14 protein-coding genes are annotated in these 16345 nt (G+C 62.4%); 12 read left to right on the top strand and 2 right to left on the bottom strand.

What is annotated here, in order from left to right:
• Positions 1 to 95: 95 nt before the first annotated feature.
• Positions 96 to 1271: a zinc-dependent alcohol dehydrogenase gene (locus EU811_RS19895; protein ID WP_142940031.1), complete on the bottom strand. Its 1176-nt coding sequence runs from the start codon at positions 1269 to 1271 to the stop codon at positions 96 to 98.
• 236 nt (positions 1272 to 1507) lie between these two features.
• Between EU811_RS19895 and EU811_RS19890 the strand changes: the two genes are divergently transcribed.
• The 12 genes from EU811_RS19890 (at position 1508) to EU811_RS19835 (ending at position 12700) form a co-directional block, all read left to right on the top strand.
• Positions 1508 to 1765 (top strand): hypothetical protein, encoded by a 258-nt coding sequence (locus EU811_RS19890; protein ID WP_446698067.1) that lies wholly within the window; start codon positions 1508 to 1510, stop codon positions 1763 to 1765.
• 137 nt (positions 1766 to 1902) lie between these two features.
• On the top strand, positions 1903 to 2418 hold the full coding sequence (locus EU811_RS19885) for a hypothetical protein (RefSeq protein ID WP_142940029.1): 516 nt from the start codon (positions 1903 to 1905) through the stop codon (positions 2416 to 2418).
• 23 nt (positions 2419 to 2441) lie between these two features.
• Positions 2442 to 3062, top strand: coding sequence for an SIS domain-containing protein (locus EU811_RS19880; protein WP_187697265.1), 621 nt, complete (start codon positions 2442 to 2444; stop codon positions 3060 to 3062).
• Positions 3063 to 3170: 108 nt separating this feature from the next.
• Positions 3171 to 4241 carry an alkene reductase gene (locus EU811_RS19875; protein ID WP_142940028.1) on the top strand — a complete coding sequence of 357 codons (1071 nt, stop codon included), beginning with the start codon at positions 3171 to 3173 and terminating at the stop codon, positions 4239 to 4241.
• Between the two features lie 154 nt (positions 4242 to 4395).
• On the top strand, positions 4396 to 5094 hold the full coding sequence (locus tag EU811_RS19870; protein ID WP_142940027.1) for a GntR family transcriptional regulator: 699 nt from the start codon (positions 4396 to 4398) through the stop codon (positions 5092 to 5094).
• Between the two features lie 281 nt (positions 5095 to 5375).
• The gene (locus EU811_RS19865) at positions 5376 to 6377 is read left to right on the top strand and encodes a sugar phosphate isomerase/epimerase family protein (RefSeq protein ID WP_142940026.1); all 1002 of its coding nucleotides are present in this window, start codon (positions 5376 to 5378) and stop codon (positions 6375 to 6377) included.
• A 3-nt stretch (positions 6378 to 6380) separates the two neighbouring features.
• A complete protein-coding gene (gene dhaL, locus EU811_RS19860; protein ID WP_142940025.1) occupies positions 6381 to 8135 on the top strand; it encodes a dihydroxyacetone kinase subunit DhaL in 1755 nt (584 codons plus the stop codon).
• A complete protein-coding gene (locus EU811_RS19855) occupies positions 8132 to 8614 on the top strand; it encodes a ribose-5-phosphate isomerase (protein WP_142940024.1) in 483 nt (160 codons plus the stop codon). The genes dhaL and EU811_RS19855 overlap by 4 nt, the downstream gene beginning before the upstream one ends.
• 2 nt (positions 8615 to 8616) lie before the next feature.
• Positions 8617 to 9606, top strand: coding sequence for a 3-hydroxyacyl-CoA dehydrogenase family protein (locus EU811_RS19850; RefSeq protein ID WP_142940023.1), 990 nt, complete (start codon positions 8617 to 8619; stop codon positions 9604 to 9606).
• A 19-nt stretch (positions 9607 to 9625) separates the two neighbouring features.
• Positions 9626 to 10390 carry an SDR family NAD(P)-dependent oxidoreductase gene (locus tag EU811_RS19845; protein ID WP_017197721.1) on the top strand — a complete coding sequence of 255 codons (765 nt, stop codon included), beginning with the start codon at positions 9626 to 9628 and terminating at the stop codon, positions 10388 to 10390.
• A 156-nt stretch (positions 10391 to 10546) separates the two neighbouring features.
• A complete protein-coding gene (locus EU811_RS19840; RefSeq protein ID WP_142940022.1) occupies positions 10547 to 11896 on the top strand; it encodes an MFS transporter in 1350 nt (449 codons plus the stop codon).
• Positions 11897 to 11902: 6 nt separating this feature from the next.
• Positions 11903 to 12700, top strand: coding sequence for a triose-phosphate isomerase family protein (locus EU811_RS19835; RefSeq protein WP_142940021.1), 798 nt, complete (start codon positions 11903 to 11905; stop codon positions 12698 to 12700).
• On the opposite strand, the gene EU811_RS19830 is transcribed toward EU811_RS19835, so the two are convergent.
• On the bottom strand, positions 12697 to 16290 hold the full coding sequence (locus EU811_RS19830) for a TM0106 family RecB-like putative nuclease (RefSeq protein WP_142940020.1): 3594 nt from the start codon (positions 16288 to 16290) through the stop codon (positions 12697 to 12699). The two genes, EU811_RS19835 and EU811_RS19830, sit on opposite strands and share 4 nt — an antisense overlap.
• Positions 16291 to 16345 lie beyond the last annotated feature (55 nt).

Below are 16345 nucleotides of genomic sequence, written 5' to 3'. Positions count from 1 at the left end.
ATCCAACGCTGACAATCGCTAGGCTAACGAGCAATTCTGGGTACTTCCTGAACACATCGCTATGGCATTGGTACCACGCGACTGTGAAGCGCCGCCTAGGGCTTGAGCACCACCTTGATGCAGCCGTCCTGCTTCTTCTGGAACTTCTCATAGAGGGCGGGCGCCTCATCCAGCCCTCCGGTGTGGGTGACCAGATGCATGACTCCCAGCGGATCGGCGTCGTCCTCTACCAGGGGGAGCAGCGCGTCAGTCCAGCTGCGAACATTGCACTGCCCCATGCGGAGCTGGATTTGCTTGTCGAACATGGTCATCAGGGGCATGGGATCTGCTTGACCGCCATAGACGCCGCTCAGCGAAAGGGTTCCGCCACGGCGGACCAGATCCACGGCTGTATGGAGCGCGGCTAACCGGTCAACGCTCATGGTTTCCATGGCCACCTGCGCGGGCTTGTCCGGGAGTAACGAGACGGCCCGGTGGAGGAAGGATGCCACGGGGGATCCATGAGCCTCCATACCCACCGCATCCACCACGGAGTCGGGCCCTCGCCCGAGCGTATCTTCACGAATCTGCTCCGCCACGTGGGAGCTGTAATCCATGGTCTCTACGCCATGTGCCTCCGCCATCGCGCGGCGTTCGGGGACCGGATCGACGCCAATCACGCGGAAGCCTTTGTGGACGCCTATCCTTGCAGCGAACTGGCCCACGGGGCCGAGCCCGAGTACAGCCAGCGTGCCACCGTCCGGCACGTTCGCATACTCAACTGCCTGCCACGCTGTGGGCAGGATGTCTGAGAGGAAGAGATAGCGCTCATCCGGGGCATCGGAATCAATTTTGACAGGGCCGTAATCTGCGAAGGGAACGCGCAGGTATTGAGCCTGTCCGCCGGGGACTGAGCCATAAAGTTCGGAGTAGCCGAAAAGTGCGGCCCCCGACCCCTTGGCTGTCACCTGCGTGGTTTCACATTGCGACTGAAGGCCTTGGTTGCACATATAGCAATGACCGCAGGAGATATTGAATGGCACCACCACGCGGTCACCCTTTTTGAGTCGGTGGACTTCGGAGCCCACTTCTTCCACGATTCCCATGGGCTCGTGACCAATTACATCGCCCTTATGCATGTACGGGCCCAGAACTTCGTAAAGGTGAAGGTCGGAGCCGCAAATGGCTGTGGATGTGATCCGGACAATCGCGTCCGTGGGCTCCTGGATGGAGGGATCGGGGACGTCTTCGACGCTGACTGAGCGCCGGCCTTGCCATGTCACTGCTTTCACGATCGATGCTCCCTGCGTTAAGGCTGGGTAGGTCCCTCGCTGCTGGAGACCTTCCCAGCGAAGCAGAGATGGCATCAGCGCACAAGGCCGCCTTGCCTCGACATCGCCGGAAGATCAGCGCTCAGGGAACACATCGAAAGCCACTGAAACCCAAAAGTAATAAGCATCCTGATTGTTAGTGTTAAGATGGTGCGAAGGAGAGAGTTTCGGGCAGAGCCGACCGAGGAGTGATCGCGTTGTCCATCATGAAGAACCCGCTAGTTTCCGGAGACGCTGCCGCAATCCCCAATCGCAGCGGAAACGTATCCGGTCTGCTCCAATCCGGTGGTCACTATTTCCACTGCGGTGAGCCCATGGCATTTGCCGAATCCTCTGCCCGTAGCGTCTACGCGCCCATGACCACCGAAGACGTGGACGATGGCCTACTGGATGTGTACTTCACGACCCGTGTCATCCATTGCAGGTGCGGCTTCCGGATGGAGCTGCCCGTCTGAGAACCCGGAATCGTTTCGAGATGTGTACCTGGGGTACACCCCAGGTACACATCCCGGGCATCAAGCATTTCACGTACTAAGCCAGCACGGGCCACGAGCGGCGCCCATAGAAGCCGCTCATCAGGGAGGTAACGCACATGGATACAGGAACACTGGTACTGATCATCGTGCTGGCCGTCGTCGTCATTGCCGTTGTGATCGTCGCAGTTGTCATCGGGCGACGCAAAAAGGCCGAGGTCAATCGCCGCCGAGCTGAGGAGCTGCGCGAGAAGGCGGCCGAGGAAGCCATCGGTGCGCACCAGGCAAAAGCCGAATCAGCGCAGGCAGAGGCCGCCGCGCTTCAGGCGGAAGTCGAAGCCAACCGGCTCCGGAAGGAAGCGGAAGAACGAGCGCACAAAGCCGGAGAAGCTCACGAACGCGTCGAGGAACATCTCCGTCGCGCCGACAAACTGGATCCGGCTTCGAACACGGGGAGGTCGCATGACGCTGACCGCTCCCGTGACACTGACCGTACGCAGGGCGCTGACCACTCCCGCGAGGCTGACCACGATCGGTCCAACCTAACTGAGGGCGAGCGGCTTACACGGGACCGCGGCGGCCGGGATGGTTCGGCGAATGACAGTCCAACGCGCGAGGGCGGCAGGAACCTGTAGCTTCAAGGGACGGAGGTAGGGGCGTGAGCATTGTGGTGAGGCGAACAGGTCAGGCGGAACGCTCTACCGGGTCGAAACCGAACCGGCATGCGGTAGACGTGGTCTTAGGACACCTGGGTGAGATCGGCCCCGCTGTGGCGGCCCTCCGTCGCGAGTCTTCGCGGCTCGCCGAATGGGGCGAGGAGTTGGCGCGTGTCAGGTTGCGCGGGGGGTGCGTCTTCGCCGCAGGCAGCGACGGATCTTCGCACGAGGCGCAGAGGTTCACCTCAGAGCTGAACGCGCACGATCCTGTGGAGGGGTCCGGTTTCAAAGCCATCTCCATCACCAAAAGCGCTGCCGGCTCTAACGGCAGCGGAAGCATGGGAGCTCAGATATCCACCCAGGTGCGAGCGGGTGACATAGTGGTCCTTCTCGCTGCCAGGGGGATCACCGAGGAGCTCCGTGAAGCTGCAGCCGCGGCGAAATCAAGAGGTGCACGGGTCTGGGCGCTCACGGGCAAGGAGTCCAAGGACCTCGCCCAGTCGGTCAACGAGTCAATATGCATCGACACGGATCCTCCTCATGCAGAAGAAGCTCACCTTGTGGCGGTACTGGCCCTGTGCGAGTGCTTCGAAGATGCCTTGAAAAGCGTCGAACCGGAGTGAGTCCTGATTTTCCATCACAGTCGGTGTGATGTCCGACTCCTTCGGAATAGTTGCAGACGCCATGCAGTTGCCCAAGGTGAACCTGATTCACTCTGAAAGGAACTGCGCATGCTGTTTACCCCCCTGGCCCTCGGCGAGCTTGAACTTTCCAACCGTCTGGTGATGGCACCCTTGACGCGTCTACGCGCAGGTCAGAACGGTGTGCCTGGTTCATTGATCGCTGAGCATTACCGGCAGCGGGCTTCCCTTGGGCTGATCGTCAGCGAAGGCACCTATCCGACGTTCGCAGGCCAGTCGTACCCGGGGCAGCCAGGGCTTGTCACGGAGGAGCAAATTGCGGGCTGGAAGAACGTCACCGACGCAGTCCACGCCGAGGGTGGCCGCATCTTTGCTCAGGTCATGCATGGCGGCCGCGTTTCACACGCCGACATCACCAACGGCCACGAGATCGTGGGCCCCAGTGCGGTGGCCATCGAGGGCGAAGTTCGCACGCCCAACGGCAAGCAGCCCTACCCGGTGCCGCGCGAACTTCGCACGGATGAGCTTCCGGCGGTTATTCAGGAAATTGTCACCGCGTCCAAGAACGCTATCGAGGCAGGATTCGACGGCGTTGAACTCCACTCCGCCAACGGTTACCTGCTGCACGAATTCCTTGCACCGAACTCCAACGTTCGCACGGACAGCTATGGCGGCTCCCCGGAGAACCGGGCCCGTTTCGTGATCGAGACCGTCAACGCCGTGGTCGAGGCTCTCGGTGCCAACCGGGTGGGCATCCGTATTTCCCCAGAGCACAATGTGCAGGGAATCGCCGAAATCGACGCCGACGACGTCCGGGCCACATACGAAGTGCTGGTTGACACCATCGCTCCGCTGAACCTGGCGTACTTGAGCATCCTCCACCATGACCCTAAGAGCTCTTTGGTGCAGGACCTCCGCGAGCGCTTCAACGGCACGTTCCTGGTAAACACAGGCTTCAGCGAGATCACCACCCGCGATGAAGCCTTTGCAATCATCGAAGACGGACTCGCCGACGCCGTGGTGGTGGGACGCCCCGCCATTGCCAATCCCGATCTCGCCCGTCGCTGGCGCGAAAGCCTGCCGCTCAATGAGCCGGACGCTTCCACCTTCTACGCCGACGGCGCCGAGGGTTACACCGATTACCCGTTCTACGCCAACTAAGAACCCCGCGCACTTTTAGCGCAAAGTACTTCAGCAAGACCACGACGTCGGCACCCACGCCCGGGTGCCGACGTCGTGGTTTAACATGTGGTCACCCGGATTGTGACAGGGGCGCTGCCCGGCCAGCTGCCGGCGTTCCTATAGGATTTGTGGCATGGCTGATCCTTCACCGTCCGCTGCCCGCGCTGGCTTCCCCGTCAGTCGCCAAGTGCTGGCGGACCACGTCTACGAGGCACTCCTTGAGTGGCTGATGGATGGTCGGCTGGAGCCAGGTGCAGCGGTGAGTATCGACGGGATGGCCCGGGAACTCGACGTATCGCCCACCCCGGTGCGTGAAGCGTTGGCCCGTTTAGAACATACGGGCATGGTGCGGCGCGTGGCACTAAAGGGGTACCGGGTGGCTCCGGTTTTCACGAGGGAAGACTTCGCTGAACTCATGGAGGCCCGCCTTTCCATTGAGCCGGTCAACGCTCGATTGGCCTGTTCGCGAATGACGCCCGACGGTCTGGATGCGCTGAAACAGGCCGTGGAGGACCTGAAAACTGCTCCCAGGGGTGGGTCGTTCGCCGAATATCGCAGTTACCTTGAAGCAGACGAACGATTCCACCAACTCATTGCTGCGCAGGCCAACAACCAATTTCTGCTGGCGGCCTACAACACGCTGGGTGGCCAGATTCAACGCTTCCGATTGTTTGGGGGAGTGGGCATCACCGACGCCGAGCAAGCGATCGCAGAGCACCAAGCGGTGCTGGACGCCATGACCAGCGGCGACCCTGAGAAGGCAGCCGCGATGATGGTGGATCACGTGGAGAAGGTCCGCGGCCGCGCCATGGCGGACGCGCCGGAGGACTAAAGCCCACCCTTTCGCCGGGGCCGCGCACGCCGCACCCGTTTCCGCCGTGCGCACCTGTTGGCGGCTCCCACCCGTCCGTGCCTCGCGCCCGTTTCCGCCGTGCGCACCTGTTGGTGGCTGGTGTCGCTCCCTTTCGGCGCCAAATGCGCCAGAGGTTATGGGGGAGATCGGCGGGTAGTGGTGCGCGCGGCCGCAGCCAGGAAGTTTCGCGAAAAGGGTTGACAGCCTTGCTCCGTTCATAAATCCTATAGGAAACAGGATTCCACGAAGGAGTGATCATCATGGCCTACACCGCCGAGAATTGGCCCATCACCGCGGCCCTCCTGCAGTTCCCCGGCACCGATGCTGCGGGTCAACACATTAACGACGCCGATGCTTCCGTTTGGGCGGATGTCCTCCAGGAAGTAAAGGACGCAGGTTTCGCCAACGCTGACCTCACCGACAGCTGGGTCCGTCCGGGTGATCTCAGCAAAGAGCGCCTCGCCGAGTTCAAGCAGACGGCTGACGAAGTGGGAATCGGCGTCCCTGTCATTTCTGCCATTCGACGCAGCGTCATTCACCAAACGGACTGGGCGGACAACCTCGCCTACAGCCACCGCACCATCGACGCTGCTGCGGAGCTGGACTGCGAAGTGGTGTCCTTCGGACTTCACCAAGCCATCACTCCTGAGCAGCAGAAGCAGCTGTGGTTCTGGACCGTGGAGGGGTACAAGGACCCCGTGGGGGACAAGGAGGCGTGGGGGAACGCCGTCTCCCGCATCCGGGAGCTTGGAAAGCACGCCGCAGACGCAGGTGTCCTCATCTCCTTGGAAATGTACGAGGACACCTACCTTGGCACCGCGGACTCCTCCGTCCAGCTGGTCCAGGACATCGGATTGGACAACGTGGGCCTCAACCCGGACCTGGGTAACCTGATCCGCCTGCACCGCCCCATCGAGGACTGGCGCGAGATGGTGGCAAAGACCCTCCCGTACTCCAACTACTGGCACATGAAGAACTACATCCGGGACGAAGACGTGGCCCGTGACAGCTACATCACCATGCCGGCTCCGATGGAAAGCGGTCTCATCAACTACCGCGAGGCGTTCAAGGTGGCACTCTCCGTGGGCTTCCAAGGCATCCTTTGCACCGAGCACTACGGCGGCGACGGACTCAGCGTTACGGCAAGCAACCAGGACTACCTCCGCAGGCACGTCCTGCCCAAGACCGAGGGCTATGAGCTCGGCAAGAGCCAGGTAGCCCAGGGGCGCCAAGTACCGGCAACGCAGCTCGCAGGAGTCTAGAAAATGACACAGATTTTCGACAACCCAGCCGATTTTGCCGATGACGCACTGGACGGCTTCGTAGCTGCCAACCGTGGCTACGTCGCCCGAGTTGACGGCGGCGTGGTCCGGTCCACCGAGGTCCCCTCCGGCCAGGTCGCCCTGGTGGTGGGCGGTGGCTCGGGACACTACCCAGCCTTTGCCGGACTGGTTGGCCCAGGCCTGGCAACCGGCTCCGCCTGCGGCAACATGTTCGCCTCCCCGGCGGCCGGCCAGGTTTACCGTGTAGCCAAGGCGGCCAACGCCGGCGGTGGAGTGCTGCTCAGTTACGGCAACTACGCCGGCGACGTGTTGCACTTCGGCCAGGCGCAGCTCCGGCTCAACGCTGAGGGCATCGAAACGCGCACTGTTACCGTCACGGACGACATCGCCAGCGCTCCGATCGAGCAACTCGAGAAGCGCCGCGGCATTGCGGGGGACCTCACCGTTTTCAAGATTGCCGGTGCCGCGGCCGAAGCGGGACTGAACCTTGACGACGTCGAGCGTCTGGCCATCAAGACCAACTACCGGACGCGCTCGCTGGGTGTGGCCTTTGATGGTTGCACGCTCCCGGGCGCCAAGGAACCACTGTTCCATGTGCCGAACGGGCAGATGTCGCTCGGTCTCGGGATCCACGGCGAGCCAGGAATTTCCGAGCACCCCATGCCCACCGCGTCCGAGTTGGCGGATCTGCTGGTCACGAAGCTGCTCAACGACAAGCCGGAGGACGCCGGGGACCGCGTCGTCGCCATCGTCAATGGCCTTGGCACGGTGAAGTACGACGAACTTTTCCTGCTGTTCGGCAAGATCGAGAAGCTCCTCACGGCTGCAGGCCTCACCGTGGTTGAACCCGAGTGCGGCGAGCTGGTGACCAGCCTGGACATGTCCGGGCTCTCGCTGACGCTCCTGTGGCTGGACGAGGAACTCGAGCAGTACTGGGCTGCGCCAGCTGACACCCCGGCGTTCCGCAAGGGCAGCATGGCGCCCCGCGCACTACGCGCCGAGGCAGCAATCGACGACGCCGAAACCGCCGACGTCGAACAGCCCACCCCGGCAGCGGCTGAACTCGGGCGGCAGGCCGTGGCCATCCTCGCCCAGGTGCGGGACGTCGTCGTGGAGCACGAAGAGGAACTCGGCAAGCTGGACGCCATTGCCGGCGACGGTGACCACGGCATCGGCATGCGTCGCGGCGTCGATGCTGCCGCGGCGGCCGGCGAGGCTGCGAGTGGTTCATCGGTAACCCGTGTCCTAGCGGCGGCAGGAGAAGCCTGGAGCGAGAAAGCCGGCGGCACCTCGGGAGCGCTGTGGGGTTCGGCTCTCATCGCGGCCGGACAGTCGCTGGGCAACCGTGAAAGCTACACCTCGGAGGACGCGGCCGCCGCCGTAACCGCCTTCGTCCGCGCCATCACCGAACTCGGCAAAGCCGATCCCGGGGACAAAACCATGGTGGACGCACTCCTGCCGTTCCGGGACACCTTCCGCACAGAGCTCGACGGCGGGACTCCCGTTGACCGGGCCCTGGCGGTTGCCGCTGGGGCAGCCGAAATCGCGGCCACCAAGACGGCTGAACTCCGGCCGCTCAAGGGCCGGGCGCGTCCGCTGGCGGAGAAGAGCCTGGGTCACCCTGACCCGGGTGCTGTGTCCTTTGGCCTGATCGCCGCCAGGATTTCGCAATTTATTGATTCACAACTGGCCACCGCGTCTTCAGCGGCAGCGGCCGGAAACGGAGCCAAAGCATGAGCAACAACCCAGGTTGGCGCATCGTCGTCGGCAATGACGAAGCCGGTGTGGAGTACAAGCAGGCACTTATTGCCCTGCTGGAAGGGGACCCACGCGTTGCGTCCGTGACGGACGTCGGCGTTGGCTTTAGCGACTCCACGGCCTACCCGCACGTCGCCGTGGACGCCGCCCGCAAGGTGGCTGAGGGCGAAGCTGACCGGGCATTGTTGATCTGCGGTACGGGACTGGGTGTCGCCATTGCCGCCAACAAGGTTCCCGGAATCCGCGCCGTCACAGCCCACGACAGCTACTCCGTTGAACGGTCCGTGCTGAGCAACAACGCCCAGGTACTGACGCTCGGCCAGCGGGTGATTGGCTTGGAACTGGCCAAAAAGCTCGTAGGGGAGTGGCTGGACCACCACTTCGACCAAACCTCGTCCTCCGCCGCCAAGGTGGACGCCATCTGCTCGTACGAGCCCGACTACACGAAGGCAGTCTGAACATGACCATTTCTGAAGCAACCGAGGGCAACGCCACCAACGCAGCCCGGAAGATCGCCGTCGTCGGCTCCGGCTACATGGGCGGTGGCATCGCCCAGGTGCTGGCGCTCGGCGGAGCGCGCGTTGCGCTGGCCGACGTGTCCGCTGAGGTGGCGCAGAAGAACTACGACCGCCTGCTGGTGGAGTCGGACCAGTTCATCGCGGATGGGCTTTTCCCTGAAGGTGCCACCGAGATCCTGAAGCAGAACCTGTGGGCCGCCAAGGACATTGAGGAAGCTGTCTCGGATGCGGACTTCATTGAGGAATGCGTTCCCGAGGTACTGGACATCAAGCACCAGTCCCTGGCGCGTATCAGCGCTGCAGCCCGCCCGGACGCCGTGATCGGTTCCAACACGTCCACCATCTCCATCGCCGCCCTCGCCGAGGCCGTCACCCATCCGGAGCGCTTCCTCGGCGTGCACTTCTCCAACCCGTCGCCGTTCATTCCCGGCGTGGAGATCATCCCTCACGCTGAGACTTCTGCCGCGACGGTGGCAGCGTCGCGCGAGCTGGTGCACGCTGCCGGCAAGCAGACCGCCGTCGTCAAGGACGTTACCGGTTTCGTGCTGAACCGCCTGCAGTATGCGCTGTTCCACGAGGCAGCGCAGCTGGTGGAGCAGGGAATCGCAACAGCGGACGACGTCGACACCCTGGTGCGTACGACGTTCGGCTTCCGCTTGCCGTTCTTTGGTCCGTTTGCCATCGCGGATATGGCCGGTTTGGACGTGTACAACTTCTGCTACAAGTCGCTGCAGACCGGCTTCCCGGAGCGCTTCGCGACGCCGAAGATCCTCTCGGACCTCGTGGATGCGGGCAAGCTCGGCACCAAGACCGGCTCTGGCTTCCTCAACGTGCCCGCCGAACGCACCCCGGAACTCATCGCCTACCGCAACAAGGCCTACGTCGCCATGCAGAAGCTCATTGAAGAGCTCGGCCCGGCTCCCATCAACTAAGACCTTCAGGAGAAAACACATGACTTTCCCCGCAGAACGCACCGCAATTGTCACCGGCGCCGTTTCCGAACGCGGCATCGGCCGAGCCACCGTCAACTACCTGGCCGCACAGGGCTGGAACATCGGCATCATTGATCTTGATGACGCTGCCTGCAAGATAGCAGCCAAGGAAATCGCCGCGGAATACGGTGTCCAGGCCCACGGCGTTGGCGCCAACGTGGCCAGCGAAGCCGAGGTCCGCGCCGCTATTGATGAACTGGAAGCTGAACTCCCGCAGATCGTCGCCCTGGCTAATGTGGCCGGCGTCAGCTCACCCGTTGGCTACCTGGAACTCGAACCCGCTGAGTGGGACCGCGTCCTGAACATCAACCTCAACGGAGTCCACTACGCCACCCGCCGTGTGGCCGAATCCATGGTCAAGAACCGCATCGGCCGGATCGTGAATATCTCCTCCGTTTCGGCCCAGCGCGGCGGCGGAACGTTCTCCAAAACCCCGTACTCCGTAGCAAAGGCAGGCGTCATTGGATTGACCCGCGCTACGGCACGCGAACTTGGCGAGTACGACATCACCGTCAACGCCATCTCTCCGGGGCCCATCGACACCGACATCATGGGCGGAACGCTGAGCCAGGAACGCAAAGATGAGCTCACTAAGGACCTTGTAGTGAACCGTGTGGGCTCCACCCGGGACATCGCAGCCGCCATCGCCTTCCTCATCAGCGAGGACTCCGGCTACATTTCCGGGCAGACGCTGAATGTGGATGGCGGACTGTACATGCACTAGGCGCCTGGCCATGAAGAGCTGGACGAGAGAACGCAAGATCTACCTTGCCGTGGGCGTCCTCGCCTGCGCAGTGGGCATGGTGCTCATCTTCTTCCCGCGCTGATCGTGCTGATCGCGCTGCACTAGTCATTTCCTGTCACTCAAAGAGGAGTTTCAATGTCTCTTGCCACCAATTCCACCAAGGAGTTGCTGGATACGCCGGTCTTGAAATCGGCGATCTCCAAAGCGTCGCGGCGGCTTATGCCAATGCTCGTCATTTTGTACGTGGTGGCCTTCCTGGACCGCACCAACGTGGGCTTCGCCGAAGCTGCACTGGAAGTGGACAGGGGCATCACCGCCGGCGCTTACGCGCTGGGTGCCGGTATCTTCTTCATCGGCTACGCACTGTTTGAAATCCCCAGCAACTTGCTGCTGACCAAGTTCGGCGCCAAAGTGTGGTTGGCCCGTATCGCCATCACCTGGGGCATCGTCTCGGCCTGTTTCGCTTTCGTACAGGGTGAGACGTCCTTCATCATCCTGAGGTTCCTGCTGGGCGTTACCGAAGCCGGCCTGTTCCCCGGTGTCATCATGTTCCTGGCGGCGTGGTTCCCCAACAAGGTCCGCGTGAAGATGTTCGCCATCTTCTACCTGGCCCAGCCGTTCTCCCAGATGATGGGCGCACCGTTGTCCGGCTGGCTCATCAACATCGGCGACCAGGTTCCGGGAGTCGCAGGCTGGCAGGTCATGTTCTTTGTTGAGGGTATGCTCGCCGTTCTCGCAGGTATCGCGGCCTATTTCTTCCTCATCAACAGCCCCCAAGAGGCCAAATTCCTGACCAAGGAAGAGAAACGGGCCCTCTCTGATGTTATGGCACTTGAAGACACGGTCAAGGAGGAAACCGGGCCGCGAGGTGTCTTGGCGTCCATGCGCAACGGCCGGGTCTGGTACTTCACCGTCATCTACTTCTGCCTGCAAGTAGCGGTCTACGGCGTCACGTTCTACCTGCCACAGCAGGTGGCGCAGCTGACCGGCCAAAAGGTGGGCATCGCCGTCGGGCTCCTGGCAGCCATCCCGTGGTTCTTCGGCATCTTCGCCTGCTACTTCATTGGCAAAGCAGCCAACACTGTGGCCCGTCGCCGCCGCTGGGGCACCGCGTTGTTCATCTCCACGGGCCTGTGTATCTTCGGTTCCGCCTGGGCTGGTGCCAACCAGATGCCAGCCATCGGCATTATCTTCATCACGCTCGCGGTGTGCAGCTTCCTCTCCACCGGCCCCATTTGCTGGTCATATCCGACGGCGTTCCTCACCGGAACTGCCGCGGCTGCCGGCATCGGGCTGATCAACTCCTTGGGAAACCTGGGTGGGTTTGTTGCCCCGATCCTGCGTACCACGGTCAACCAGGTCACGGCCTCCGACACCGGCACCATGGGTGTGTACGCGCTGGGTGTCCTGCCGTTCGTGGCTGCGCTACTGATGTTCGGCACTAAGCGTTTCAGCAACAAGGCTGACGAACTGTTGGGGAAGTAAACCGTGATGCCGTCTGCTCCTGACAGCGTGTTCATTGGCGTCAGCACCAAGATGTACATGGGCTACGCGCAGAGTTTGGCGTGGTTGGAGCAGTTGGTGGCAGAAGTGGACGCCCGTCCGGCCCTCGCGGCCGGGCGGGTGGTCCCGTTTGTGATCCCGTCGTTCCCGGTGCTGCCCGAGGCGGCGCGCTTGATTGCGGGTACGCCCCTGATTTTGGGCGCCCAGAACTGTGGATGGTCCGATGGCCCGTGGACGGGGGAAGTTTCTCCGTCGATGCTTGCTGAGCTTGGGGTTGGCCTAGTGGAAATCGGGCACGCCGAACGCCGGCGGTACTTCGCTGAAGATGACGCGATGATTGCGCTCAAGGTGAGCGCCGCCGTCGACGCCGGGCTGACGCCGCTGTTGTGCGTGGGGGAGTCGGAAGTCCTGGAACCCGAAGCGGCTGCAGCTGCGGTGTTTCTGCAGATCAAGGCAGCCGTATCGGGGGATTGGTCCGTTGCCTCCCAACTGGTGGTTGCGTATGAACCTGTATGGGCGATAGGGGCTCCTGAGCCTGCCGCGGCCGAGTATGTTTCCCGCGTGGTGGCTGCGCTTCGGGGATCGTTGGGGCAGCACGGCCTTGCAGGGATCCCGATCATTTATGGCGGCTCGGCGAAGCCTGGACTGTTGCCGCAGCTGGACGGGGTGTCCGGGCTTTTCCTCGGTCGCTTCGCCCACGACGCTGCCAACTTCGGCAGGGTCTTGGACGAAGCCCTGAGTTTTTGTACAGCAGATGCCCTTAAAGCGCCTTCTAAAGGGCGTTAGCTGTACAAAAAACTCCGCTGGCAGAGTGCCACGAACCCACCAAGGTTCTCAAGGCCCTCGGGATGCGTTGGCAGGTAGTTGGTCAGCTCGGGCGAACGTACGACGACGGCACGCCACTGACCGCGCGACACCGCCACATTGATCCGGTTCCGGGACAGCAGGAATTCCATCCCGCGGGGGACTTCTCCGGCTGCCGAGGCGGCCATGGAAACAATGACGACAGGGGCTTCCTGGCCTTGGAATTTATCCACTGTGCCAACGCGGACCTTGCTTAGTCCGGCGTCCCGGAGATGGTGCTTGATCAGTTGGACCTGGGCGTTGTAAGCGGCAACCACCAGAATGTCGGCCTCACGCAGGGGCCGGCTTCCGATGGGTTGGGGTTGAGCTGACGTGTGGTCCGCCGACGTGGACGGGTTGTGCCACGCCAGGCCGAGGTGGGCCCGGACCTGCCGCACCACCTCCGCTGCTTCCTCGGGTGAGTTCGTCGAGTTGCCGGTGTGCGGAACATAGACGCAGGAGATACCGGGTGCGGCGCCCTCCAGATGGCGTGCTTTTGCTGCGGATGCCGACTCGAGCAGGTTGTCGTAGGAAAGTTCTGAAACCGCGCTGCAGAGTTCGGGATGCATGCGCCACGATAACGCCAGGAAGTAGCCCAGATGGGGCGGCAAGGTGTTGTAACCGTCTGACAACCAGCCCAAGGCTGATTCATCTACCGGCTCAGGGTGCTTGCCTTGCGTGACCTGAGGCAGTTGCTGCGGATCGCCCAGAAGCAGAAGTCGTTTGGCTGCGCGGCTCACGGCCATGGTGTTGGCCAGCGAGAACTGCCCTGCTTCATCGATGACCAAAAGATCCAGGGATCCGGCCGGAACCGAACTACCCACCATGGTCCAGGCTGTGCCGCCAATCAAGGCGCCGCCCGGTTTGGACAAGAGTTCTTCCACGTCACCTTTGCCGCATTGGGTCCATGGTACGGGGTCGTCGTGTTTGACTTCCTTAGCCACCCGACGCGGATCCACTCCGGCCTTATCCACTGCAGCGCAGAGCATGTTCTCCACCACGGCATGCGACTGGGCCACCACGCCCACCTTCCACCCGGCTGTGATGAGCCGTGCCAGGACGTGGGCGCCCACGTGGGTCTTGCCGCTCCCTGGCGGACCTTGGACAGCCAGATAGGAGTGGTCCAGGTCAGTGAGGGCTGCGGTGATGGCGTCGATGTACCCGTCGGGGCCAGGCTTCACGGGCGGGAGGGCGTCAAGGCTGCGCAGCTTGGGCGGCCTCCTCCGCACCAGGTCCAGGGCGGGATCCTGCGGCCACTCGGGAAGCGTACCCCTGAGCTTTGTGGCCAAAGCAGCGAGGGCGGCGCGCTGGCCTTTGGTGGCGATGGGTGGATCCGGTGTCAGGGCCATGGGCAAGTGGGTGAAGGCCGTGGAGTCTTTGCGAAGGCCTTCCGTGATGGTGACCGTTTCGAAGTCTTCGAAGTCGCCCGCTTCGGTGACCAAGGTTCCGTTCCAGCCTGCACGGCCCAGCGCAATGGACTCTTTTCCTTGCAGCGATTCCGGCAGCGGTGGGCCGTACATGCGGAAGTACTTCTTGCCAGGTTCCAGCCCTGCGCCGTCCCCGGACCGGCCGTAGAGTTTCACTGTCCGCACCGGGTTGCTGCGGGGTGTGGGCTTGGCCCAGTCCTCAAGCAGTTCAGCGTGGTCAACAATGAACAGATCGCGCTCGTCAGGCCACTGCGAGGTCGGTTTTTCCAAGCGGTCGAAGTGACCCCACCAGTGTTGTTTGTCCTCGCGGCGGTGATATCCCACCCCAGCGGCCACGATGCCTATTGCACGCGTATCCGCGGTGTCATTTTCTTCCTCGGACAGCCCGGCAATGTAGTCGAACAGCGCTCTTTCTTCCGGTGCTGCCTCGTACTTCTCCGGTTCGGTATCAGGTGGCGGCGCGTCCCCTGCACCACCCGGCTGGATGGAGCGTTCAGCAGCACGGGCAAGGAGCCAGTTGCGAAGTTCCAGCGTCGACAAACAGTCGTACTCGTTGTAGTCACGGATGCCTTCGAGGATCACGGCTGCGTCCTCAGCGTTCCCGTTGTCCCGGGCCGTGCAGTAGTCCGCGTAGGCAACAACGGAGGCTCCGGCGTCCGTTACGTCGCCGGAGCGGAGATGCTGCCCCATGTAGAGCGGTTCGAGTTTCTTGATGCTGTAGGAATTCTCAGAGATCCGGATGCTGTGCCGGACGGTGTCGTAGAGATCTACCAGGACGCCTTGGCGCAGGAGGTCGTCGACGGCGGATTCGCCCACCACATGTGTCAGGGACAGGTTACGCAGGGCCGTTTTCTCGTACGCGGCGTAGTGGTAGATGTGCATACCGGGATACATGGCGCGGCGCTTGGCCACGTACTCAAGGAAGTCCACAAAAGCCTGTCCTTCCTCGGCCCGTGAGTGCGCCCAGAATGGCCTGAACACCGGGTCAGCTCCGGGTTCCACAGGGTTCTCGACCACCCCGAACAGATACTCCAGCCCCCACTTCCCGGTGGCAGGGTCCTGCCAGAGAGGATCACCTTCGAAGTCGAAGAAAATGTCGCCCGGATCAGGAGCGGGCAACCTTCCCAAGGTGTTGTCCGGCAAAACGTTGTAACTGATGGCTTTGGCTTCTCCGGACTTGTCCGTGTACTTGACCGTGCCGTCCGGCGTGCCTGCCCCGGTCTGTAACCGGGCCTGCTCCCGGAGCCTCAACAACGTGGGGTCGCCCGATTCGGGGAGGGCTGCAAGATCGTCAATGGTGGTGACGCCGGCCTCTATCAGCTTCTTGCGGCGGCTGATCCGCATGCCGGCCACCATCAGGAGGTCACGGTGTAATTGGACTTGCTCAGCACAGTAATCGCAGCGGCCACAGGCGGAATACCGGGTGTCGCCCCACTCAATGGGCCCGGCTGCTTCACCATGTGCCCGGGTCATATCAAGGAAGCGCTCCCGACGCTCCTTGAAAACGGGAAGGATCTGCGCAAGAGGGTGGTCGCTGTGAACCCGGTTACCCAGCACCAAAGTGACGGTGGGGTCCGGTGTGATCCCTGCCTGGATGAGTTGATCTCCATAGGCGGCCAATTGCAGGAGAGCCGTAACCTTGGCGTGCCGAGCGAGCTTGGTATCGAAGACCGCGTACTGGCCGCCGGGGCGTTTCACCAGGAAATCGGAACGGCCATGGAATTGACCATCGAAAAACGCTGCCTGAAAGACGACATCCGCGCCGGACCGCAAGGCGTCGATGGAATCCGCATGCTTGGCCGACAGGGTGGCGCGGTCCATCGCCGTGGCGGGGACGACGTCGTAAACGCCCTTCCCGGAAGCCGGATCCCACAGCCCGAACTCAGCCACAAACTCGTCAAGGACCCGATGCTCGTGATCGTCTCCCAGTTTGGCCGTGCGCTCCAACATGGCATCCGTGGCAAAGTCAGGCTTTGGCGTGCGGCCCAGTTTTTCGTCGAGTTTGCGGAGCGCCTGGTACTCACAGGTGGCAGCAATGACGAGGTCGCTGGCTGAGAACACCAGGTCCTTCGGTGCGCCCGCGTGCTCGGGCTCGAGGAAGAACACCGCAACCCACCTACCTCTCTGTGCCGTGAATAAACTCAGTGCCGTGAATAAACCT

The organism is Arthrobacter sp. TS-15 (genome assembly GCF_006964045.1).
In the GTDB taxonomy this organism is placed as follows: domain Bacteria; phylum Actinomycetota; class Actinomycetes; order Actinomycetales; family Micrococcaceae; genus Arthrobacter.
The sequence above is the reverse complement of the archived record's forward strand: the minus strand, read 5'-3'. Positions and strand labels throughout refer to the sequence as shown.